18 protein-coding genes and 1 pseudogene are annotated in these 20941 nt (G+C 71.6%); 11 read left to right on the top strand and 8 right to left on the bottom strand.

Annotated features, from left to right (window positions below; genetic code table 11):
* The first annotated feature begins 49 nt into the window (after positions 1-49).
* Entirely contained in the window at positions 50-1678 is a 1629-nt protein-coding gene (gene qcrB, locus K3769_RS09035; protein ID WP_267025910.1) for a cytochrome bc1 complex cytochrome b subunit, read from the top strand.
* Between the two features lie 39 nt (positions 1679-1717).
* On the opposite strand, the gene K3769_RS09030 is transcribed toward qcrB, so the two are convergent.
* Positions 1718-2740, bottom strand: coding sequence for an acyl-CoA dehydrogenase family protein (locus K3769_RS09030; RefSeq protein WP_267025909.1), 1023 nt, complete (start codon positions 2738-2740; stop codon positions 1718-1720).
* Positions 2740-3885 carry an acyl-CoA dehydrogenase family protein gene (locus K3769_RS09025; protein ID WP_267025908.1) on the bottom strand — a complete coding sequence of 382 codons (1146 nt, stop codon included), beginning with the start codon at positions 3883-3885 and terminating at the stop codon, positions 2740-2742. The genes K3769_RS09030 and K3769_RS09025 overlap by 1 nt, the downstream gene beginning before the upstream one ends.
* An 80-nt stretch (positions 3886-3965) precedes the next feature.
* On the opposite strand from K3769_RS09025, the gene K3769_RS09020 reads away from it, so the two are divergent.
* The 3 genes from K3769_RS09020 to K3769_RS09010 are packed head-to-tail and all read left to right on the top strand — an operon-like array spanning position 3966 to position 6607.
* Positions 3966-4751, top strand: coding sequence for an SDR family oxidoreductase (locus tag K3769_RS09020; RefSeq protein ID WP_267025907.1), 786 nt, complete (start codon positions 3966-3968; stop codon positions 4749-4751).
* A 42-nt stretch (positions 4752-4793) separates the two neighbouring features.
* Positions 4794-5405 carry a TetR/AcrR family transcriptional regulator gene (locus tag K3769_RS09015; protein WP_267025906.1) on the top strand — a complete coding sequence of 204 codons (612 nt, stop codon included), beginning with the start codon at positions 4794-4796 and terminating at the stop codon, positions 5403-5405.
* A gap of 44 nt (positions 5406-5449) precedes the next feature.
* Positions 5450-6607, top strand: coding sequence for an acetyl-CoA C-acetyltransferase (locus tag K3769_RS09010; RefSeq protein ID WP_267025905.1), 1158 nt, complete (start codon positions 5450-5452; stop codon positions 6605-6607).
* Positions 6608-6679: 72 nt separating this feature from the next.
* On the opposite strand, the gene K3769_RS09005 is transcribed toward K3769_RS09010, so the two are convergent.
* From K3769_RS09005 to K3769_RS08990, 4 genes are read right to left on the bottom strand one after another with little or no spacing between them, the layout of a single operon-like run.
* A complete protein-coding gene (locus tag K3769_RS09005; RefSeq protein ID WP_267025904.1) occupies positions 6680-7735 on the bottom strand; it encodes an NAD(P)H-dependent flavin oxidoreductase in 1056 nt (351 codons plus the stop codon).
* Positions 7735-8553, bottom strand: coding sequence for a CoA-transferase subunit beta (locus K3769_RS09000; RefSeq protein ID WP_267025903.1), 819 nt, complete (start codon positions 8551-8553; stop codon positions 7735-7737). The genes K3769_RS09005 and K3769_RS09000 overlap by 1 nt, the downstream gene beginning before the upstream one ends.
* Complete coding sequence (locus tag K3769_RS08995; RefSeq protein ID WP_267025902.1) at positions 8550-9413, bottom strand: CoA transferase subunit A; 864 nt, start codon at positions 9411-9413, stop codon at positions 8550-8552. The genes K3769_RS09000 and K3769_RS08995 overlap by 4 nt, the downstream gene beginning before the upstream one ends.
* A 2-nt stretch (positions 9414-9415) precedes the next feature.
* On the bottom strand, positions 9416-10249 hold the full coding sequence (locus K3769_RS08990) for an enoyl-CoA hydratase family protein (protein ID WP_267025901.1): 834 nt from the start codon (positions 10247-10249) through the stop codon (positions 9416-9418).
* A 133-nt stretch (positions 10250-10382) separates the two neighbouring features.
* Here K3769_RS08990 and K3769_RS08985 point away from each other — a divergent pair, with 133 nt between their 5' ends.
* Positions 10383-11174 (top strand): SDR family oxidoreductase, encoded by a 792-nt coding sequence (locus tag K3769_RS08985; protein ID WP_267031297.1) that lies wholly within the window; start codon positions 10383-10385, stop codon positions 11172-11174.
* 140 nt (positions 11175-11314) lie between these two features.
* Positions 11315-12214, top strand: a pseudogene (locus K3769_RS08980) (SDR family oxidoreductase); the annotation flags it as partial.
* 73 nt (positions 12215-12287) lie between these two features.
* On the opposite strand, the gene K3769_RS08975 reads toward K3769_RS08980, so the two are convergent.
* Positions 12288-13226 (bottom strand): hypothetical protein, encoded by a 939-nt coding sequence (locus K3769_RS08975; protein ID WP_267025900.1) that lies wholly within the window; start codon positions 13224-13226, stop codon positions 12288-12290.
* 192 nt (positions 13227-13418) lie between these two features.
* Here K3769_RS08975 and K3769_RS08970 point away from each other — a divergent pair, with 192 nt between their 5' ends.
* Positions 13419-14213 carry a S1 family serine peptidase gene (locus K3769_RS08970; protein ID WP_267025899.1) on the top strand — a complete coding sequence of 265 codons (795 nt, stop codon included), beginning with the start codon at positions 13419-13421 and terminating at the stop codon, positions 14211-14213.
* Positions 14214-14416: 203 nt separating this feature from the next.
* Here K3769_RS08970 and K3769_RS08965 read toward each other — a convergent pair whose 3' ends face one another.
* Positions 14417-16171: a glycoside hydrolase family 35 protein gene (locus tag K3769_RS08965; protein WP_267025898.1), complete on the bottom strand. Its 1755-nt coding sequence runs from the start codon at positions 16169-16171 to the stop codon at positions 14417-14419.
* Positions 16172-16337: 166 nt separating this feature from the next.
* Between K3769_RS08965 and K3769_RS08960 the strand changes: the two genes are divergently transcribed.
* The 4 genes from K3769_RS08960 to pepN all read left to right on the top strand — a co-directional run bounded on the left by K3769_RS08960 (position 16338) and on the right by pepN (position 20925).
* Positions 16338-17228, top strand: coding sequence for a helix-turn-helix domain-containing protein (locus K3769_RS08960; protein ID WP_267025897.1), 891 nt, complete (start codon positions 16338-16340; stop codon positions 17226-17228).
* A 25-nt stretch (positions 17229-17253) separates the two neighbouring features.
* Complete coding sequence (locus tag K3769_RS08955; RefSeq protein WP_267025896.1) at positions 17254-17631, top strand: chorismate mutase; 378 nt, start codon at positions 17254-17256, stop codon at positions 17629-17631.
* Between the two features lie 151 nt (positions 17632-17782).
* On the top strand, positions 17783-18295 hold the full coding sequence (locus K3769_RS08950) for a response regulator (RefSeq protein WP_267025895.1): 513 nt from the start codon (positions 17783-17785) through the stop codon (positions 18293-18295).
* Between the two features lie 83 nt (positions 18296-18378).
* Complete coding sequence (pepN, locus tag K3769_RS08945) at positions 18379-20925, top strand: aminopeptidase N (protein ID WP_267025894.1); 2547 nt, start codon at positions 18379-18381, stop codon at positions 20923-20925.
* Positions 20926-20941 lie beyond the last annotated feature (16 nt).

The following is a 20941-nucleotide window of genomic DNA, read 5'->3' as shown; positions in this document are numbered from 1 at the left end:
TCTTCGTCGGTGGCCGTGCCACTCTGAACTGAGCCTGAAGGGAGCCCCCATGGACGGGCGGAGCGGAAAACGGCCGGCCGACGCCGGCCGCGGCGAACGCGTCGCCGACTGGGCCGACGGACGCCTCGGCGTCTACACCCTCGCCAAGACCCAGCTGCGCAAGGTGTTCCCGGACCACTGGTCCTTCATGCTCGGCGAGATCTGCCTCTACAGCTTCCTCATCCTGATCCTCACCGGCGTCTACCTCACCCTCTTCTTCGAGCCCAGCGGCGTGGAAGTGGTCTACAACGGCTCGTACGAGCCACTCAACGGCATCATCATGACCAGGGCCTACGAGTCCACCGTCGACATCAGCTTCGACGTACGCGGCGGACTCCTCATCCGCCAGATCCACCACTGGGCGGCGCTCGTCTTCGTCGCCGGGATGCTCGTGCACATGATGCGCGTGTTCTTCACCGGTGCGTTCCGCAAGCCGCGCGAGCTGAACTGGGCCTTCGGCTGGCTCCTGCTGTTCCTCGGCATCCTCACCGGTCTGACCGGCTACTCGCTCCCCGACGACCTGCTCTCCGGCACCGGCATCCGCTTCTCCCAGGGGGCCGTCCTGGCCGTCCCGCTCGTGGGTACGTACCTCTCCTTCTTCCTCTTCGGAGGGGAGTTCCCGGGGCACGACATCATCTCCAGGCTCTTCCCGGTCCACGTCCTCCTGCTGCCCGGGATCATGCTCGGCCTGGTCGTCGCCCATCTGATCCTGGTCTTCTACCACAAGCACACGCAGTACCCCGGCCCCGGCCGCGACCAGAAATCGGTCGTCGGCATGCCGTTCATGCCGGTCTACATGGCCAAGGCGGGCGGCTTCTTCTTCCTGGTCTTCGGCGTGCTGTCGATGATGGGCGCGATCGCCACGATCAACCCCGTCTGGGCGTTCGGCCCCTACCGCGCGGACCTGGTCACCACCGGCGCCCAGCCCGACTGGTACCTCGGCTTCTCCGAGGGCCTGATCCGGGTGATGCCGGGATGGGAGATCAACGCCTGGGGCCACACCCTGCAACTGGGCGTCTTCATCCCCTTCGCCCTCTTCCCGCTGATCCTGCTGGCGATCGGTGTCTACCCGTTCATCGAGGCGTGGATCACCGGTGACAAACGCGAGCACCACATCCTCGACCGCCCCCGCAACGTCCCCACCCGCACCGCACTGGGCGTGTCCTGGCTGAGCCTGTACGCCGTACTGCTCGTCGGCGGCGGCAACGACATCGTCGCCACCCATCTCCACCTGTCGATCAACACGATCACCTGGTCCGTACGGATCGCCGTCCTGCTCGTACCGCTCCTCGCCTTCGTCGTCACCAAACGCGTCTGTCTGGGCCTCCAGCGCCGCGACCGCGACAAGGTGCTGCACGGCAGGGAGTCCGGCACGATCAGGCGGCTGCCGCACGGCGAGTACGTCGAGGTGCACGAACCCCTCACCCAGGCCCAGCGGTTCACCCTCACCCAGCACGACCAGGTCCCGCCCTACGACGTGGGCCCGCTCGTCGACGCGAACGGCGTCGAACGCAAGGTCAAAGCCACCCGACGCCTGCGGGCGCGCCTCGCCCACGCCATGTACGGCCAGAACGCGCACATCCCCAAGCCGACCGTTGAGGAGTACCGCGAACTCACCGGCAGCGACGACCACCACTGAGGGCGTCCGGGGCACGAAGGCGTCCGGGGCACGAAGGAGTCAGCCGAAACCGGCATCGGCACCGTCGCCCAGCACCACGGCCCGGCACTCGCCCGGGCTTCCCCACGCGGACCGCAGCGCCCGCGCCCTGGTCAGCCACAACGAGAGGTCGTACTCCGCGGTGTAACCGATCGCGCCGTGCAACTGCAGGGCCGTACGGGCCGTCGCGTACGCCGCCTCGCAGGCCGCGACCTTCGCCGCGGCGACGTCCGCCGGGTCCAGCGACAGCGCGGCGCCGAGGACCAGCGGGCGCGCGAACTCCAGCGCGATCTTCGCGTCGGCCAGCCGGTGCCGGACCGCCTGGAACGAACCGACGGGCACCCCGAACTGGCTGCGCTGCTTCACGTACGCCACGGTCCTGTCGAGCAGGGCGAGACCCACTCCCAGCGCCTGGGCCGCCGTCGCGAGCCGTGCCCAGCGAACGGCGTGCGCGGCGCCCGCGACGACCGGCGGCCCGGTGGCCAGCAGCTCACCCCCGGGGCGGGGGAGGCACAGACGCCGGGCGGGATCGAGGGACCGGCGCACCCGCGAAGTCCCCCCTTCGGGACCGGCCGCCTCCCGCGCCACCCGCAATTCCCCGGCGCCCGTCACGCCGACGCCCAGCTCGACGTCCGCCACGTCCCCGTCCAGGACGTACGGCCCCCCACCCGGCAGGGCCAGCGTCATGACCGTCCCACCCGAGGCCACTCCCGGCAGGAACCTCTTCGCGAGGTGCGCGAGACGCGGCTCCGAGAGCAGCGCCGCCGCCGCCACCGTCTCCACCGACGGCCCCGGCACCGCGTGCCTGCCCAGCTCCACGAAGGCGACGGCGACCTCGACGGGGCGCGGCCCGAGCCCTTCGTACGCCTCGGGTACCGCCAGGGCGAACACCCCGAGGTCCGCGATGCGCGACCACAGCGCGCGCCCGGCCGCGTGGTCGCCGGCGCCCCAGGACCGTACGGCCGCGGGCGTGTCCGCGGCCGTCAGCAGGGCGTCCAGCGAGCGGGCGAAGGCGGTCTGTTCGGGGTCCAGCAGGAAACGCATCAGCGGCGCCCCTTCGGCAGGCCGAGAAGCCGCTCGGCGATGATGTCGCGCTGGATCTCGTTCGTGCCCGCGTAGATGGGCCCGGCGAGCGAGAAGACGTACCCCTCGCCCCACCCGCCTCCGGCATCCGCCGCCTCCCCTTCTCCGCCCAGCAGATCGAGCGCCGTCTCGTGCAGGGCGATGTCGTACTCGGACCAGAAGACCTTGTTCAGGCTGGACTCGGGGCCGAGGGGCTCGCCTTCGAGGAAGCGCGACGCCGCCGCGTAAGTGAACAACCGGTACGCGCGGGCGCCGATCACCGCGTCGGCCACCCGGTCGCGCGTGTACGGGTCCCGGCCGCGCTCGTGCCACAGCGCGGCCAGCCGGTCCGCCGACGCCAGGAAGCGGCCCGGGGCGCGGAGCGTCAGACCGCGTTCGTTGCCCGCCGTGGACATCGCCACCCGCCACCCCGAGCCGGGCTCGCCGATCACGTCCTCGTCCGGTACGAACACCTCGTCGAGGAAGAGTTCGGCGAAGGCCGGCTTCCCGTCCAGCCGGCCGATCGGGCGGACGGTCACGCCCGGCGCCCGCAGGTCGAACATCAGGTAGGTGAGGCCCTGATGGGGCTTCGGGGTGTCCGGCTCGCTGCGGAAGAGGCCGAACGCGCGGTCGGCGAACGCGGCCCGCGACGACCACGTCTTCTGTCCGCTCAGGAGCCAGCCGCCGTCCGCACGCACCGCCCTCGACCGCAGCGAGGCGAGGTCGGACCCGGCCTCCGGCTCGGACCACGCCTGGGCCCAGACGACCTCGCCGCGGGCCATCGGCGGCAGGATCCGCGCACGCTGCTCCTCGGTGCCGTGGTCGAAGAGCGTCGGGGCGAGGAGGTTGACGCCGTTCTGCCCGACCCGGCCCGGGGCACCCGCCGCCCAGTACTCCTCCTCGAAGACCAGCCACCGCACCAGCCCGCAGTCCCGTCCGCCGTACGCGAGCGGCCAGGACACCACCGACCAGCGGTCCGCGGCCAGTCCGGCCTCCCAGGCACGGTGGGCCGCGAAGCCCTCCTCGGTCTCCAGGGAAGGCAGCGGCGCGGCCGGTACGTGCGCGTCGAGCCAGGCCCTGGCCTCGGCGCGGAACGCCTGATCGCCGGGGGAGTACGTGAGATCCACGGCCACCTTCCTCCTGCTCGACCGGCCCGGCCTGCCCGTCCCGGTTCCCTAACAAGTGTTTGGTAGGTTAGCGTGGCCCTATGACAGACGTCGAGGGTCCGGTGTACGAGCCCGGGCACGGGCTGCTGAAGGGACGCACCGCCGTCATCACGGCCGCCGCCGGCGCGGGCATCGGCGGGGCCACGGCCCGCCGCTTCCTGGAGGAGGGCGCGCGCGTGCTGATCAGCGACGCGCACGGCCGACGGCTGAAGGAGTACGAGGCGGAGCTGGCGGCGGAGTTCGAGGGGGTCGCGGCGCTCGCCTGCGACGTCACCGACGAAGCCCAGGTGCGGGCGCTCTTCGGCACGGCCCTGAGGCTGCACGGACGGCTCGACATCGTGGTCAACAACGCAGGTCTCGGCGGCACGTCGGACCTCGTCGACATGAGCGACGAACAGTGGTCGCGGGTGCTTGACGTGACACTGAACGGCACGTTCCGGTGCACGCGCGCCGCCCTGCGCGCCTTCCGCGAAGGCGGCCACGGCGGAGTGATCGTCAACAACGCCTCCGTGGTCGGCTGGCGCGCCCAGGCCGGGCAGGCGCACTACGCGGCGGCGAAAGCCGGGGTGATGGCGCTGACCCGGTGCGCGGCGATGGAGGCGGCCGGACTCGGCGTCCGGGTCAACGCCGTCTCGCCGAGCCTGGCCATGCATCCGCATCTGGTGAAGGTGACGACTCCCGAACTGCTGGCGGAGCTGACGGCCCGCGAGGCGTTCGGGCGGTACGCCGAGCCGTGGGAGGTGGCCAACGTGATCGTGTTCCTGGCGTCCGGGTACTCCTCGTACCTGACGGGCGAGGTGGTCTCCGTGAGCAGCCAGCATGCGTGAGCGCTCCGCCGGGGCGCGCGGCTCGCACCTCACAATGGTGCCGTGCCTACCAAGAAGAAGCCCCAGGTGACCGCCTCGCCCGAGCGGCGCCGTGAACTCCTCGGCACCGCCGCCGAGGTCTTCGCCGAGCAGGGTTACAACGCCACCACCGTGCGCAAGATCGCGGACCACGCGGGCATGCTCGCGGGCAGCCTCTACTACCACTTCGACTCCAAGGAATCGATGCTGGAGGAGATCCTGCGGACCTTCCTCGACGAGCTCTGGGACGGCTACGACACCGTTCTCGACGCCGGACTGGGGCCGCGCGAGACGCTGGAGGCCCTGGTCACCGAGTCGTTCCGGGAGATCGACCGGCACCGCGCTGCCGTCGCGATCTACCAGAAGGAGTCCAAGCAGCTCGTCGCGCAGGAGCGCTTCGCGTTCCTCGCCGAGTCGCAGCGCAAGTTCGAGAAGGCGTGGCTCGCCACGCTGGAGCGGGGCGTGGCCGGCGAGGTCTTCCGGGACGACCTCGACATCCGGCTCACCTACCGGTTCGTGCGCGACACCGTGTGGGTCGCCGCGTCCTGGTACCGGCCCGGCGGACAGCACAGCCCGGACGAGATCGCCCGCCAGTACCTGTCGATGGTGCTGGACGGGATCGCCGTACGCGGTTGATCGCGGTCGATCGCGCTTCATACAGCTGATCCAGGGGAGTTGGCATGGCCGAGGCCTACATCGTCGAAGCGGTCCGTACGCCCGTCGGGCGTCGCAAGGGCGGCCTGAGCGGGGTCCATCCCGCCGATCTCGGGGCGCATGTGCTCAAGGCGCTGGTCACGCGCTGCGGAGTCGACCCGGCCGCCGTCGAGGACGTCGTCTTCGGGTGTCTGGACGCCGTGGGACCGCAGGCCGGTGACATCGCCCGCACGTCCTGGCTGGCGGCCGGACTGCCCGAGGAGGTGCCGGGGGTGACGATCGACCGGCAGTGCGGTTCCTCGCAGCAGGCCCTGCACTTCGCCGCCCAGGGCGTCCTGTCCGGCACACAGGACCTCGTGATCGCGGGCGGCGTCCAGAACATGACACAGATACCCATCGCGTTCGCCTCCCGGCAGGCCGCCGAGCCGCTGGGCCTCACCCAGGGACCGTTCGCCGGCAGCGAGGGATGGCGGGCCCGGTACGGGGACCGGCCCGTCAACCAGTTCCTCGGCGCCGAGTCCATCGCCGCCAAGTGGGGGATCAGCCGGCGGGACCAGGAGGAGTTCGCCCTGCGGTCCCACCGGCGGGCGCTCCGCGCGATCGACGAGGGCCGCTTCGAACGGGAGACCGTGCCGTTCGGGGACGTCACGGTCGACGAGGGGCCGCGCCGGGACACCTCGCTGGAGAAGATGGCGGGCCTGCGACCGGTCATCGAGGGCGGCACCATCACCGCCGCCTGCTCCTCCCAGGTGTCCGACGGAGCCGCCGCGATGCTGCTCGCCTCCGAACGGGCCGTCCGTGCACACGGACTCACTCCCCGGGCCCGCGTGCACCACCTCTCCGTGCGGGGTGAGGATCCGATACGGATGCTGTCGGCGCCGATCCCCGCCACCGCCCACGCCTTGAAGAAGGCCGGGATGTCCATCGGGGAGATCGACCTCGTCGAGATCAACGAGGCGTTCGCGCCCGTCGTCCTCGCCTGGCTGAAGGAGACCGGGGCGGACCCCGACCGGGTCAACGTCAACGGGGGCGCGATCGCGCTCGGGCACCCCCTGGGGGCCACGGGGGTGAAGTTGATGACGACCTTGCTGCACGAACTGGAGCGGACCGGGGGACGGTTCGGACTGCAGACGATGTGCGAAGGCGGGGGACAGGCGAACGTGACCGTCGTGGAGCGGCTCTAGGTGTATTGCCCTGTGAGGTCGGCTCTGCCCTGTGAGGTCGGCTCGTGCGCCGCGGGCGCCCCCTCAGGGCGCTCATGGTGAGGCCGGATCGGGGAGTGCGCGCAGTGTCCGCCGCGCCTCCTCCATCACCCTCTCCACCAGGTCCACGCACGACGGCAGGTCGTCGATCACGCCCGCCACCTGGCCCGACGCCATCACGCCCAGGTCCGTACGGCCTTCCACCATGGACGCCCGCAGGAGCATGGGCGTGTTGGCGGCGAGCAGCACCTGGCTCCAGGTCAGGTCCTTGCCGTGCCTCATCGCCAGACCGTCGCGGATCAGTTGCCGCCAGCCGAGACCCGAGAGCCTTCTGAAGCCGGCGGCTCTGCGCACCGCCCGGGTCAGCGTTCTCGTACGGCCCGCTCCCTCCAGGGAGTCGACCAGGTCCGTACGGAGCATGCGGTGCGGCAGGCCGTCCACGGCGGTCGTCACCGTGACGTCCTTGACCGTGGCCGCGAGATACCGGGCCTTCACCGCGTCCGGCACCGTCGAGTCCGAGGTGAGGAGGAACCGGGTGCCCATGGCGACACCCGCGGCGCCGTACGCGAGCGCCGCGACCAGGCCCCGGCCGTCGAAGAAGCCTCCCGCGGCGACGACGGGTATACCGACCGCGTCCACGACCTGGGGGAGGAGCACGCTGGTCGCCACCTCGCCGGTGTGGCCGCCGCCCTCGCCACCCTGCACGATCACCGCGTCCGCTCCCCACGCCGCGACCTTCTCGGCATGACGGCGGACCCCGATCGAGGGAACGACGACCACGCCCGCGTCCTTCAGCTCGGCGATCAGCTCACGGGACGGCGCGAGCGCGAACGAGGCGACCCGCACCCCCTCCTCCACGATGATCCGGACCCGCTCGCGGGCGTCACCCGCGTCCGCGCGGAGATTCACCCCGAACGGCGCCTCCGTACGGGACCGGACCTCCCTGATCGCCGCCCGCAGCTGATCGGGAGTCATCGTCGCGGAGGCGAGGATGCCCAGCGCCCCCGCGTTCGCCGTCGCCGAGACCAGACGCGGGCCCGCCACCCAGCCCATACCCGTCTGCACGATCGGATGCCGGACACCGACGAGCCGTGTGAGGGCGGTCTCCATCAGCCCTTGACCTCGCGGTCGCGCAGACCCTTCGGGTCCAGGTCCTCGCGGATCGATGCCAGCTCAGCCGGGGACGGTTCACGCGTGTACGGGACGTCCGCCGGGACGGTCAGCTCGAAGCCCGTCGCCGCCACGACCTCCTCGACCGTCACCCCCGGATGCAGCGAGGCGAGCCGCATGGAGTGGTCCTCGGTCGCGAAGTCGAACACTCCGAGGTTCGACACCACCCGCGGGATGCGGTGGAAACGCGTCGCCGCGGGACCGGCCGCCGCGGCGCTGTCGTACCCCACCCCGCCGATCATGTCGACCTTCTCCACGAAGACCCGCGTCGAGTGTCTGGGCACCCAGTAACTGACCGGGTTGTTCAGCGTGTTGACGGGGCCGCCGCGCACCCCGAGCAACTGCCGCGCGGGCCGCTCCCAGTCGCCCACGCAGGAGATGTTCTGGTTGCCGAAACGGTCGAGCTGGCTCGCGCCCATCATCACGTGCCGGCGCCCGCCGGTCACCAGGGCCAGATGCTGCCGGTACGGCAACCACCCCTCCGGACTGCCGTCGGGACCGACCAGCAGTGCCTCGCCGTCGGTCAGCAGCAGGTCGGGCGAGAAGGTGCGCCGGGCGAGCCGGGCCCCTATGGACGGGATCGGGCCCATCGGACTGGCCAGTATCTCCCCGTCGCCCCGCCACGCCTCCGCGCAGGCGATCACGCAGTACTCGGCGCGGGTCACTCCGTTCCGGGGCGGGCTCGGGGTCGCGCCGCGGGACGCACCCGGTGTGCTGCCCGGCGTCGTGTCCGGGGACGCACCCGGGGCCGCGCTCATGACTGCTCCTCGTGCCATGCCTCGACGGCGGTCCGGTAGGCCTGTTCGTCGCCCGCGAGGAACCTCTCGGCGAACTCGGGCCACGGCATGGACGCGTAGAGCCGTTGGAAGGACTCGTCCCGGTCGTGGTCGGGCACGCACGACGTGAAGTGCGCGCCACCCGGCGCCTCCACCACGCCGTTCACGTTCAGCCGCTTGATCAGCAGGGTCTGGGGCGGGGCCGCCTTCGTCAGCTCCGCCGTGTCGACGATCCGCTCGCAGGACACGTACGCCGTCCGGGCCGCCTCGCAGAACAGGTCGTCGAAGTACGGGTCGGGGCCCAGATACTGGCCGTTTCCCGCGCGGTCGGCGCGGTTCACATGGACCAGAGCCGCGTCCAGCCGCAGGGCGGGCATGGCGACGAAGGTCTCGCGCACGCCCGTCGACTCGTCCTCGTACGGCGAAGTGACCGTACGCAGGCCGGGGTTGACCCGCATCACGTCCGAACCGATACCGGCCCGCACCGGCAGGAACGGAAGCCGGTTGGCTGCTGCCCGCAGCCCCCACATGAACATCGCCTCGTCGATCTCCATCAGTTCGAGCGAGCCGCTCTCGCGGGCCGCCCGGAAGTGCGGTTCGAGCGGGATCGAGTCGAGCGTCGCGAAAGGCGCGACCAGTTTCCGTATCCGCCCGGCCGCCGCCAGCATGCCGACGTCCGGGCCGCCGTACGAGACGACCGTGAGATCGGTGATCGTGGAGCGCAGCAGTGCCCGCACGAGAGCCATCGGTTTGCGGCGGGAGCCCCAGCCTCCGATACCGAGGGTCGTCCCGCTCTCCAGCCGGGAGACGGCCTCGTCGGCGGTCATCGTCTTGTCGCCCATCCTTACCCGCCTTCCTTCGCGTGAGCGTCCTGGACCCCGACCGCGTCCTGGACCCCGACCGCGTTCCGGACTTCGAGCGTGTCCCGGGCCGCGGCCGTGCCCCGGGTGCCGAACGTGTTGCGGACGCGCTCGCCCGTGCCGCCGAGAGCCGCCTCGAACGTGAAGCCCTGCTCGAAGCGGTAGCTGCGGCGCACGTCGACGGGGTCGATGCCGTTGAGCGCGGCCTTGGCGAGCCGGAGCAGCCGGCCGTCCTTGCCCGCGATCTCCCGGGCCAGCTCCAGCACGGCCGGGCGCAGCCGGTCGCGCGCCACGACCCGCCACACCGAGCCGTGCCCGTGCAGCTCCGCCGCGGTCGCCGTGCGTGAGGTGTAGTACAGGGCCCGCATCAGGTGTTGCGGCACCAGCCGGGACAGATGCGTGGCCGCGCCCAGCGCGCCCCGGTCCAGCTCGGGCAGCCCGAAGGTGGCGTCGTCGCTCGCCACGATCGCGTCCGCGTTGCCCACCAGGCCTATCCCGCCGCCCAGGCAGAAGCCGTGCACCTCCGCCACCACCGGCACCTCGCACTCGTACACCGCGGCGAAGGCCTCGGCGCAGCCTCGGTTGGCGCCGAGCAGCGCGGTGTCGCCCGCCGCCTGTATCTCCTTGATGTCCACGCCCGCGTTGAACCCCCGGCCCTCGGCGGCCAGCACCACACAGCGGTTCCCGGCGTCGCGTCCCGCCGCGCGCACGGCGTCGGCCAGCTCGAACCAGCCGCTCACCGGCAGCGCGTTCACCGGCGGGAAGGCGACCGTGACGACGGAAATCCCTTTTTCCGGGGACGAGGTGGAGACACTCATGGACGCATCAGCTACCTTTCCACCAAACGTTTGTTAGGTGCGATCTGCTGTCGAAGGTAACAGCCAATACCGACGGGCGGGAGGCCCTGTGGACAACTGGCCGGGCGGGCGACCGGAGGGGTGGCCGGACGGGGTGGCCGGCGAGCGGTCGGGCAAGCGGCTCGTGGTGGTCACGGGCGGGACCAGGGGCGTCGGCGCCGGGATCGCGCGGGCGTTCGCCGAGGCGGGCGACGAGGTCGTCGTCTGTGCGCGCAGACCGCCGCGGGCGCCGCTCGACGGCGTCGGGTTCGCCCCCCTCGACCTGCGCGACCCGCCTGCCGTCCACGCCTTCTTCGGACGGCTGCCCCGGCTCGACGTCCTCGTCAACAACGCGGGCGGCGCGCCCTACCGGCTGCTCGCGGGGACGGACGCCGAGCGGCACGCGCGCGTGATCGACCTCAACCTCGTCGCGCCTCTCACCGCCTCCCTGGCTGCGTACGACCTGCTGAGGCGGGCCCGGGGTTCCGTCGTGATGATCGGCAGCGTCAGCGGGACCAGGCCCTCGCCCGGTACGGCCGCCTACGGGGCCGCGAAGGCCGGACTGGAGAACCTGGCCCGCTCCATGGCCGTGGAGTGGGCACCGGAGGTGCGGGTCAACACGCTCGTGGTCGGGATGGTCCGCACCGAGCTGTCCCACCTGCACTACGGGGGCGAGGACGGCATCGAGGCCGTCTCCGGCACCGTCCCGCTCGGGCGGCTCGCCGCGCCCGCGGACATCGGCAGGGCGGCCGTCTTCCTCGCGTCGGACGCCGCCGCGTACATCACCGGGGCCGGCCTCCTCGTCCACGGCGGCGGCGAACGGCCCGCGTTTCTGGACGCCGCGACCGTCAACAGGACCGACAGGGTCGAAGAGGCCGACAAGGAGAGAAGAGGACAAGTGACATGACCTCGGGCACGAGCGCAGGAGCAGGAGCAGGAGCAGGAGCAGGGGGAGGGGGAGGGGCAGATCCAGCCTCAGCCCCAGCCCCAGCCCCAGCCTCAGGCCCAGCCTCAGGCCCAGACCCAGGCACAGGTGCGGGCGCCGGTCTCTGCGAGGGGCGGGTGGTGGTCGTCACGGGCGCCGGACGCGGGCTCGGGCGCGCCCACGCACTCGCCTTCGCGGCCGAAGGAGCACGCGTCGTCGTCAACGACCTGGGCGTCGGACTCGACGGCTCCCCGGGCGCCGACACCCCGGCCCGCCAAGTCGTCGAGGAGATCCGGGCGGCCGGAGGCGAGGCCGTCGCACACGCCGGGGACGTCGCGACCACCGAGGGCGCCGCCTCCCTCGTACACACGGCGCTCGACGCCTTCGGGCGGCTCGACACACTCGTGAACAACGCCGGCTTCCTGCGCGACCGCATGCTGGTCAATCTTGACGAGGACGACTGGGACGCCGTCATGCGCGTCCACCTGAAGGGCCACTTCCTGCCGCTCAAGCAGGCCGCCGCGCACTGGCGGGCGCAGGCCAAGGCAGGGCTCGTGCCACAGGCCCGGGTCGTCAACACCAGCTCCGGAGCGGGCCTCTCCGGGTCCGTCGGGCAGGGCAACTACAGCGCGGCCAAGGCCGGCATCGTCGGGCTGACCCTGGTGGCAGCCGCCGAGATGCGGCGCTACGGAGTGCAGGTCAACGCCATCGCGCCGGCCGCGCGGACCCGGATGACCGAGACGGCCTTCGCCCAGGTCATGGCGGCGCCGGACAGCGGCTTCGACGCGATGGCTCCCGAGAACGTGTCACCGCTCGTCGTCTGGCTCGGCTCGGCCGCCAGTGCCGGGGTCACCGGCCGGGTCTTCGAGACCGAGGGCGGCCGGATCACCGTCATGGACGGCTGGCGGCCCGGCCCCGGCGTCGACAAGGGGGCCCGATGGACTCCCGCCGAGGCCGGGCACGCCGCACTGGAACTCCTCGCACGGGCCCAGGCGCCGACCACGGTCCACGGGACGCGGTAAACACGGACGCAGTAAGTACAGCCCGATACCCTCACGCCACCAGTGCCCCCCGCCGGTTCCCCCCACGCCAGTGCTACGTGTCGCACTCCAGCACCGTGCGGCAAAGCCCGCACCGCGCCCGGACCCGCCCCCGGACCGGCACCCGGATCCGCTGATGACAGGTCGGGCAGGGGAACGACACCCGCAACGGGCCGCGTCCGTCCGGCGCGAAGGCGTACGACGCGTCCGTGGGTGCCTTCGAAGGCGCCCACGCAGCCACCTTCGAGGACGGCGGCGTGGTCGTGCCGGCGCGGTCCTGCGCATGGCGGCGGTCCTTCGCGTAGCGGCGCCGCCCCGCCCACCCCGCCGCGGTCAGCGGCGGCTGCCGCTCGTCGTCCCGGGCCCGCGCCAGGCCGCGCGTGTACGCGGTGTACGCCTGCGGACTGGTGAACCACGTCGCGGGATCCTCACCGAACGTCAGCGCCCGCTTGGCCAGTACGTACCCGAACTCCTCCGGCGTCAGATAACCGAGCTTCTGTGAGGACGACGCGTCCTCCCGGTACGCGTCGAGCAGCAGCCAGCCCGCACCGAGATACGTCGTCGCCGTGTCCGTGAGGATCTCGTTGTCCCGGGTGCCGGGGAAGGACAGGTCCAGGCGGTGCAGATAGACGTGCATCACCTCGTGCGCCAGCGCGGCGCCGATGTCACGGCGGTGGGTACGGAAGCGGTCGTTCAGCTCGATGAAGTACTCCGGCCCCGCGGCCAGCTCGACACTCGCCGCGTGCTCCATCTCCCGGAAGCTCACGATCATGCGGGCGTCCGGCAGCCGGAAGTGACGCACCAGTTCGCGGGCCACCCGCTGCGCGCCCAGATACAGGTCGTCCGTGTCGCAGAACGCCACGTCGGCGGGGGCCACGCTGGCGGCGAACGTGTGGACGGTGTCGTACGAGAGCCGCTTGTACAGCGCGGTGACCGCCGCGCGCACCGTCTCCAGGTGCGGGTAGCCGTGCTTGACCGGACCGCCGTTCGCCACGTCCGAACCCCCAAAGTCCCGAAGCTCCCGAAAGGCCCCGAACCTCGTTCCACCTTAAGGGGACGCGAGCGGTTTCCGGCGGGTTGGGTTGCCCGACGTGTACGTGACATCCACCCTTGCCTCGCATGCCGCATGATCTTCATACTTCTGTGCACTCTTCTGTGCGCTCAAGCCCCCTCGAAAGGGAACAAGTTGACCAATAGAACGCTCGGTCTCCTCAGGAGATCCGCCTTCCGGCGGGCCGCGGCCGTCGGTGCCGTCGCTCTCGCGACGGCCAGCCTCCAGCCCGTCGCCGCGCATGCCGCGCCCGCCCCGATAGTCGGCGGCTCGCCCGCCGCGCAGGGTGAGTTCCCGTTCATGGTCAGCCTGTCCATGGGCTGTGGCGGCTCGCTCTACAAGAAGGACGTCGTCCTGACCGCCGCGCACTGCGTGGACGGCTCGGGCGACACCAACCGCATCACCGCGACCGCCGGGGTCGCCAACCTCAACGCGTCCGGGGCGATCAAGGTCAGGTCCACCAAGGTCGTCCAGGCCCCGGGCTACAACGGCAACGGCAAGGACTGGGCGCTCATCAAGCTCGCCCGGCCCATCGAGCTGCCGACGCTGAAGATCGCGACGACCACCCGGTACAACAGGGGGACGTTCACCATCGCCGGGTGGGGCGACCCCGCGGAGAACGCGAACACGGGTTCCACGAAGCTGCTCAAGGCCAAGGTGCCGTTTGTGGCCGACCGGCAGTGCAAGCGGCACTACGGGGGGCGGTTGATCGCCTCGCAGGAGATCTGCGCGGGGATTCCTCGTGGCGGGGTCGACACCTGTCAGGGGGACTCCGGGGGGCCGATGTTCCGCAAGGACGAGGCGGGCAAGTGGATTCAGGTCGGGATCGTCAGCTGGGGTGACGGGTGTGCGCGGCCGATGGTGCCGGGGGTGTACACCGAGGTGTCCACGTTTGCCTCTGCGATAGCTCGGGCGGCTTCTTCGCTTTAGCGGGTGTGTGAGTTTAGCGGGTGTGTGAGTGGGGGGGGGGCGTTCTCGGCGTGGTGCCGGGAGCGCCCGTCTTTCGCGCCGTTCCCCGCGCCCCCAAAGGCGAAAGACTGCGCCGTTCCCCGCGCCCCCAAGAGTAAAAGACTGCGCCGTTCCCCGCGCCCCTTCAGGGCAAAAGCGAAAGACTGCGCCGTTCCCCGCGCCCCTTACGGGGTGTCCGGGGGCGTCAGGGTTGGGGTGGTCGCCGCGTGGTCCAGTTCCAGTAGCCAGATCTCGTTCCGGCCCCTTTTCAGAGTCGGGCCCGGGATGTAGAGGGTCGGTTGGGGGCCCAGCGACCAGTAGCGGCCCAGGTTGAAGCCGTTCAGCCAGGCGAAACCCCTGGTCCAGCCGGGGAGTTCGAGGCGCGCGTCCCCGGGGGCGGACACCGTGACCGTGCCCCGGTAGAGGCCGGGCGCGGACCCTGCCGGCAGCGCCCCGAACGGCACCCCCTCCACCCCTGCGTCGAACGCGTCGAGCCGCAGCGCCCGCGCCCGCACCCCGTGCAGATACTGCCGTTCGTGCAGCACACCCCCCGTGATGCCCTTCGGTTCGCCGGTGCGCGGCCCGTAGTTGACCCGCCCCAGCGACTCCACCCACAGCTCCACCCGCGCCGGGCCCGCGACCGGCTCCCTCAGCTCCGGCTCCTGCCCGGTCACGACCCCGGCCCGCATCCCGTCGACGTACACGACCGCCAGATCCCGCAGCCCTCGTACCGTCAGCGGGTAGGGGCGGCGCGGTCCGGGCACGTCGACGGTGTAGCGCACGAGTCCGCGGTCCACGTCCAGTTCCTCGAACGTGGGCGGTACGGGGGTCTCCGTCTCCGGTCCGCCGAGGGTGTCGAGGACCGCCGACAGGGGAGCCCAGCCCGTCAGGTCCACGGTGGTGGGGGAGCCCAACGAGGCCGGTGCGGGCGGCACTTCGGGCAGCGGGCCGTCCGCGTACGCGGCCAGGATCTCGCGGAACCGCCAGAACTTCTCCGTGGGGCGGCCGGCCTCGTCGACCGGCGCGTCGTAGTCGTACGACGTCACGTCCGGTTCCAGGGCCCCCTCGTGCAGCGCGCCGCCCCGGTTGGCGCCCGCCCAGCCGGCGAAACTCGTGCCGCCGTGCGCCATGTACAGGTTCACCGACGCCCCGCACCCCAGGATCTCCCGCAGCGCCTCCGCCGCGTCCAGCGGATCACGTACGGCGTGCTCACCGCCCCAGTGGTCGAACCAGCCGCACCAGAACTCCATACACATCAACGGCCCCGACGGCCGGTGCCGGCGCAGCGTCCCGAAGGCCTCGCGCGCCTGCGCACCGAAGTTCACCGTCGCCAGTACGCCGTCCAGGGAGCCGCCCGTGAGCATGTGGTCCTCGGGTCCGTCCGACGTGACCAGCGGCACCCGTACGCCCCCCGCGCGCAGCAGTTCGGCGAGGCGACGCAAGTACACCAGGTCCGAGCCGTAACTGCCGTACTCGTTCTCCACCTGCGCCATGACCACCGGGCCGCCGCGGTCGAACTGCCGGTCCACGATCTGCGGCAGCAACCGCGCGAACCACCGCTCCACCGGCCCCAGGAACCGCTCGTCCCGGGTGCGTATCCGCGCGCCGAGCCCAGCGGTCACCCAGTGCGGGAGCCCGCCGTTCTCCCACTCGGCGCAGATGTACGGACCCGGCCGCACGATCGCCCACAGCCCGGCCGCATGCGCCGCGTCCAGGAACCTGCCCAGCGCGTCCACGTCCCGGAACACGCCCGGCGCCGGCTCGTGCAGATTCCACGGAACGTACGTCTCCACACAGTTGAGGCCCATCGCCCGCAGCATCGCCAGCCGGTGCCCCCACTGGCCTTCGTGCACCCGGAAGTAGTGCAGCGCCCCCGACAGCAGCCGCACCGGCCGTCCGTCCACCAGGAAATCGGCGTCCCCCACCGTGAACTCGCTCATGCCCGCCACCCTCACCCCTGGCGGCGGGCCCGGTCCATGGACAAAGATCGGCACCGGTTGGACGCAGTTCCGGAGGAAGCCGACGAGCAACCGAGGAGCAACCGAGGAGCAACCGACGGACAGCCGACGGGCAGCCGACGTGCAGTCGCCGGGAGGGAGGAAGCGGATGTATCACACCTGGATGCGGTTCTTCACCCCCGGGCCCGCCCACCACCGGCTCGGCCTCGTCTGCCTCGGCGTCGGACTCCAGCACGGGACCCTGCCCACCGTCGGACCCCGCACCCTGGACCACCACGTGGCCGTCGTCGTCAGTACCGGCCGCGGCTGGTTCCGTACCCCCGACGGACGGCGCACCACGGTCACCGCCCCCGCCCTGCTCTGGCTCACCCCCGGCGTGCCGCACCACTACGGGCCCGACCCCGACACCGGCTGGGACGAGGCCTTCGTCGACTTCACCGGGCCCACCGCCGACACCTACACCGAACTCGGCTACATCGAACCGCACCGGCCCGTCGTCGCCCTCTCCGACGCCGGCGCCGCCCGCGCCACCGTCGGCCGCATCGTCCGCGCCGCCCGCCGCGGCAACCCCCTCCTCGAAGTCGAGACCAGCGCCGCCGTCCACGAACTCCTCGTCACCCTGCGCCGCGCCCGCGCCGACACGGCCCCCGACGGCGAACAGGTCCTCCAGGCCCTCGCCCGCGACGCCTGCAAACCCCTCACCGTCGCCGACCACGCCACCCGGCACGGCATGACCCCCGCAGAACTGCGCACCGCCGTCCGCCGGGGCGCCGGCTGCAGCCCCAAGGACTACCTCCTCGGCGTCCGCCTGGGCCGCGCCAAGGAACTCCTCGCTGCCACCGAACTCCCCGTCGCCGCCGTCGCCCGACGCGTCGGCTACGACGATCCCGCCTACTTCTCCCGCCTGTTCACCCGACGCGTCGGGATGGCACCCGTGCGCTTCAGGGAACAACAGGCCCACACGGTCCCCGGCGGCTGGAGCGACCAGGTCCCCGATCCCGGCGATCCCCCGATCATCGACAGGACCCACACCGGCTGAGACACCCGACGTAGGGTTGGCATCCATGACCACCAGCAACACCGACAACAGCAGCAACACCAACAGCAGGGCCGGCGTCGGCGGCGGCACCGGTGACATCGACCCCGCCGTCCGCGCCGACCTCGACCGGCTGCGCGAGAGCATCGACAACATCGACGCCGCCGTCGTCCACATGCTCGCCGAGCGCTTCAAGTGCACCCAGCAGGTCGGCCACCTCAAAGCAGCCCACCAACTGCCGCCCGCCGACCCCTCCCGCGAGGCCCAGCAGATCGCCAGACTCCGCCGACTGGCCGAAAACGCCAACCTCGACCCGGCGTTCGCGGAAAAACTGCTGAACTTCATCATCGCCGAGGTCATCCGCCACCACGAGCGCATCGCGGAGGACACCCACACCCGCGAATGACCCCTCCCGGCCACCGGCGCGCACCCGTTCTCCGGCCGTTGTGAGCCCCGACCCTCGGCGTGCGCGCCGAAATGAGGCATCCTGCGCTGAGCACTCCCTGTCAGTCGGTTCGGCCGCAAGCTCATCGGTCCAAGCGAGGGGACTTCGCTCCATGCCGTCGGATGCCAAGATCCTCATAGTCGACGACCACGAGGACACGCTCTACGCACTGGAAAGCGCCCTGGCTCCCCTCGGTTACCAGTTGACCCGGGCGACCAGCGGCGACGACGCGCTGAAGGAAGTCCTGCGCGGCCAGATCGGCCTGCTCCTGCTCGACGTGCACATGCCCGGCGTCGGCGGCCTCGACGTCGTCCGCTACATGCAGGGCGTCGAACAGACGCAGCTCATCCCGATCATCCTCGTCACCGGGTTCGGCGCCAGCACCGCCCTCACCTCCGCCGCGTTCCGCCTCGGCGTCGCCGACCTCGTGATGAAGCCCATCGACCCCTGGACCCTGCGCACGAAGGTCCGCTACCTGTACGACTCCCACCAGCGATACCGGTCCCTGCAGAGGGAAGTGCGCGAACTCAAGGCCCTCGTGAAGGAACCCACCGCCCACTACGACCCCCCGATCGCCGCCCAGCGCCCCGCTCCCCGCAAACAGGAACAGGGCCGCACGGCGTAGGCCCGCGCACCACCCCGAGCCGCCCGCGCACGCGCCCGGGCATACCGGGCCGCCCCTGTGCCGAGCCCAGCCCATCAGGCAGCATGGCACCCATGTCCGTACTGACGCGCGACGAAGCGCAGACCCGTGCCACACTCCTCGACGTCCACCGCTACAAGATCGCACTCGACCTGACGCGCGGCGACGAGACGTTCCACTCCCACACCACCATCACCTTCACCGTCCGCGCGGACCAGGGCGCGGACCAGGGCGGGAACCACGATGGGGGCCACGGGGGCGGGGACACCTTCGTCGAGCTCAAGCCCGCCGAACTGCGCTCCGTCACCCTCGACGGGCAGCCCCTCGACACGGCGGCGCTCCACGAGAACCGGCTCCCCCTCACCGGCCTCACCGCGGGCACCCACGAACTGCGCGTCGACGCCGACATGCGCTACTCCCGCACCGGTGAGGGCATGCACCGCTTCACCGACCCCACCGACGGCGAGACCTACGTCTACACCCAGCTGTTCATGGACGACGTCCAGCGCGTCTTCGCGGCCTTCGACCAGCCCGACCTCAAGTCGGTCTTCGAACTCACCGTCACGGCCCCCGACGACTGGACCGTCCTCAGCAACGGCGTCACCACCCGCACCGCCGACGGCACCTGGCAGGCCACCCCCACCCCGCTCATCTCCACCTACCTCGTCGCCGTCGCCGCCGGCCCCTGGCACTCCGTACGCACCGAACACCGCGGCCTGCCCTTCGGCATCCACTGCCGCCGCTCGCTCGCGCCCCACCTCGAAGCCGACGCCGACGAGATCCTCGACATCACCCGCGCCTGCTTCGACCGCTACCACGAGAAGTTCGAGGAGCCCTACCCCTTCGACTCCTACGACCAGGCGTTCGTCCCCGAATTCAACGCCGGCGCCATGGAGAACCCCGGGCTCGTCACCTTCCGCGACGAGTTCGTCTACCGCTCCGCCGTCACCGACACCGAACGCCAGACCCGCGCCATGGTGATCGCCCACGAGATGGCCCACATGTGGTTCGGTGACCTCGTCACCCTGCGCTGGTGGGACGACATCTGGCTGAACGAGTCCTTCGCCGAGTACATGGGCTACCAGACCCTCACCGAAGCCACCCGCTTCACCGGGACGTGGACCGACTTCGGCATCGTCCGCAAGGCCTGGGGCTACGACGCCGACCAGCGCCCCTCCACCCACCCCGTCGCCCCCGACCCCGAGGCCGTCCCCGACACCGCCTCCGCGCTCCTCAACTTCGACGGCATCTCCTACGCCAAGGGCGCCTCCGCCCTGCGCCAACTCGTCGCCTGGCTCGGCGAGAAAGACTTCCTCACCGGTATCAACAACCACTTCGCCCGCCACAAGTTCTCCAACGCCACCCTCGCCGACTTCATCGAATCCCTCGCGGCGGCCACCGAACGCGACGTCCACGCCTGGGCCGAGTCCTGGCTGCGCACCACCGGCGTCGACACCCTCACCGCGACCGTCGCCGCCCAGCCGGGGGAGTGGACCCTCACCCTCGACCGCACCGGCAGCCGCCCCCACCGCGTCGACATCGGTGTCTACGACCGCGACCTCGGCAGCGACCGCGCACTCGTCCTGCGCGAACGCTACGAGACCGACGTCCCGCACCACGGACCGGCCGCCCCCCGCCCCGGCACCCGGCCCGCCCTCGTCGTGCCCAACGCCCACGACCTCACCTACGCCAAGATCCGCCTCGACGACGACTCCGAGAAGACCGTCCTGCGCGGCATCTCCGGCGTCCCCGACGCCCTCACCCGGGCCGTCCTGTGGAACACCCTGCGCGACATGGTCCGCGACGGCGACCTCGACCCCGGCGCCTACCTGGACACCGTCCGCGCCCACCTCCCCGAGGAGACCGACCTCGCCATCGTCCAGGGCGTCCTCACCTTCGCCGCCACCCAGGTCGCCGACCGCTACCTCCCCGCCCACGACCGGCCCACCGCCCTCGCCACCCTCACCTCCCTGGGCCGCGACCTGCTCCGCCGCACCGAGGACGGCGACCACCCCGGGCTGCGCCTCCTCGCCGTACGCCACCTCATCGACGTCGCCGCCCGGCCCGACACCATCAGCGCCTGGATCTCCGAGGGCACCGTCCCCGGCGGACCCGAACTCGACCCCGAACTGCGCTGGCGCATCCTCGGCCGCCTCGCCGTCCTCGGCGCGATCGACGACGCCGTCATCGACGCCGAACTCGTCCAGGACCCCAGCGCCACCGGCCAGGAGGGTGCCGCCCGCTGCCGCGCCGCGCTGCCCGACCCGGTCGCCAAGAGCGCGGCCTGGGAGGCGATGTTCGCGGGCGACGACCTGTCCAACTACCTGTTCACCGCCACCGCCCGCGGCTTCTGGCAGCCCGAACAGGCCGATCTGGTACGGGCCTACGTGCCGCGGTACTTCGAGGACGCCGTCGCCCTGGCCGCCCGCCGGGGGCCCGCCATCGCCGACGCGGCGGGCCGGTGGGCGTTTCCCGCGTACGCCGTCGACGCCGAGACCCTCGCCCTCGGCGAACGCTGCCTCGCCGAATCCGGGCCCATCCCGTCCCTGGCCCGCAAACTGACGGACCAACTGGACGACATGACCCGAGCGTTGCGCTCGCGCACGCGTTAGCGGGGTCATCAGCGGG

Source organism: Streptomyces ortus, from assembly GCF_026341275.1.
GTDB lineage: Bacteria > Actinomycetota > Actinomycetes > Streptomycetales > Streptomycetaceae > Streptomyces > Streptomyces ortus.
The sequence above is the reverse complement of the archived record's forward strand: the minus strand, read 5'-3'. Positions and strand labels throughout refer to the sequence as shown.

Excerpts from the sequence above, each read along its gene's own strand:
- pepN (WP_267025894.1), top strand. The coding sequence starts at position 18,379 with ATGGCACCCATGTCCGTACTGACGCGCGACGAAGCGCAGACCCGTGCC.
- K3769_RS08955 (WP_267025896.1), top strand. The coding sequence starts at position 17,254 with ATGACCACCAGCAACACCGACAACAGCAGCAACACCAACAGCAGGGCC.
- K3769_RS09005 (WP_267025904.1), bottom strand. The coding sequence starts at position 7,735 with ATGGAGACCGCCCTCACACGGCTCGTCGGTGTCCGGCATCCGATCGTG.
- K3769_RS09030 (WP_267025909.1), bottom strand. The coding sequence starts at position 2,740 with ATGCGTTTCCTGCTGGACCCCGAACAGACCGCCTTCGCCCGCTCGCTG.
- K3769_RS09010 (WP_267025905.1), top strand. The coding sequence starts at position 5,450 with ATGGCCGAGGCCTACATCGTCGAAGCGGTCCGTACGCCCGTCGGGCGT.
- K3769_RS09000 (WP_267025903.1), bottom strand. The coding sequence starts at position 8,553 with ATGAGCGCGGCCCCGGGTGCGTCCCCGGACACGACGCCGGGCAGCACA.
- K3769_RS08995 (WP_267025902.1), bottom strand. The coding sequence starts at position 9,413 with ATGGGCGACAAGACGATGACCGCCGACGAGGCCGTCTCCCGGCTGGAG.
- qcrB (WP_267025910.1), top strand. The coding sequence starts at position 50 with ATGGACGGGCGGAGCGGAAAACGGCCGGCCGACGCCGGCCGCGGCGAA.
- K3769_RS08960 (WP_267025897.1), top strand. The coding sequence starts at position 16,338 with ATGTATCACACCTGGATGCGGTTCTTCACCCCCGGGCCCGCCCACCAC.
- K3769_RS08990 (WP_267025901.1), bottom strand. The coding sequence starts at position 10,249 with ATGAGTGTCTCCACCTCGTCCCCGGAAAAAGGGATTTCCGTCGTCACG.
- K3769_RS09020 (WP_267025907.1), top strand. The coding sequence starts at position 3,966 with ATGACAGACGTCGAGGGTCCGGTGTACGAGCCCGGGCACGGGCTGCTG.
- K3769_RS08950 (WP_267025895.1), top strand. The coding sequence starts at position 17,783 with ATGCCGTCGGATGCCAAGATCCTCATAGTCGACGACCACGAGGACACG.
- K3769_RS08965 (WP_267025898.1), bottom strand. The coding sequence starts at position 16,171 with ATGAGCGAGTTCACGGTGGGGGACGCCGATTTCCTGGTGGACGGACGG.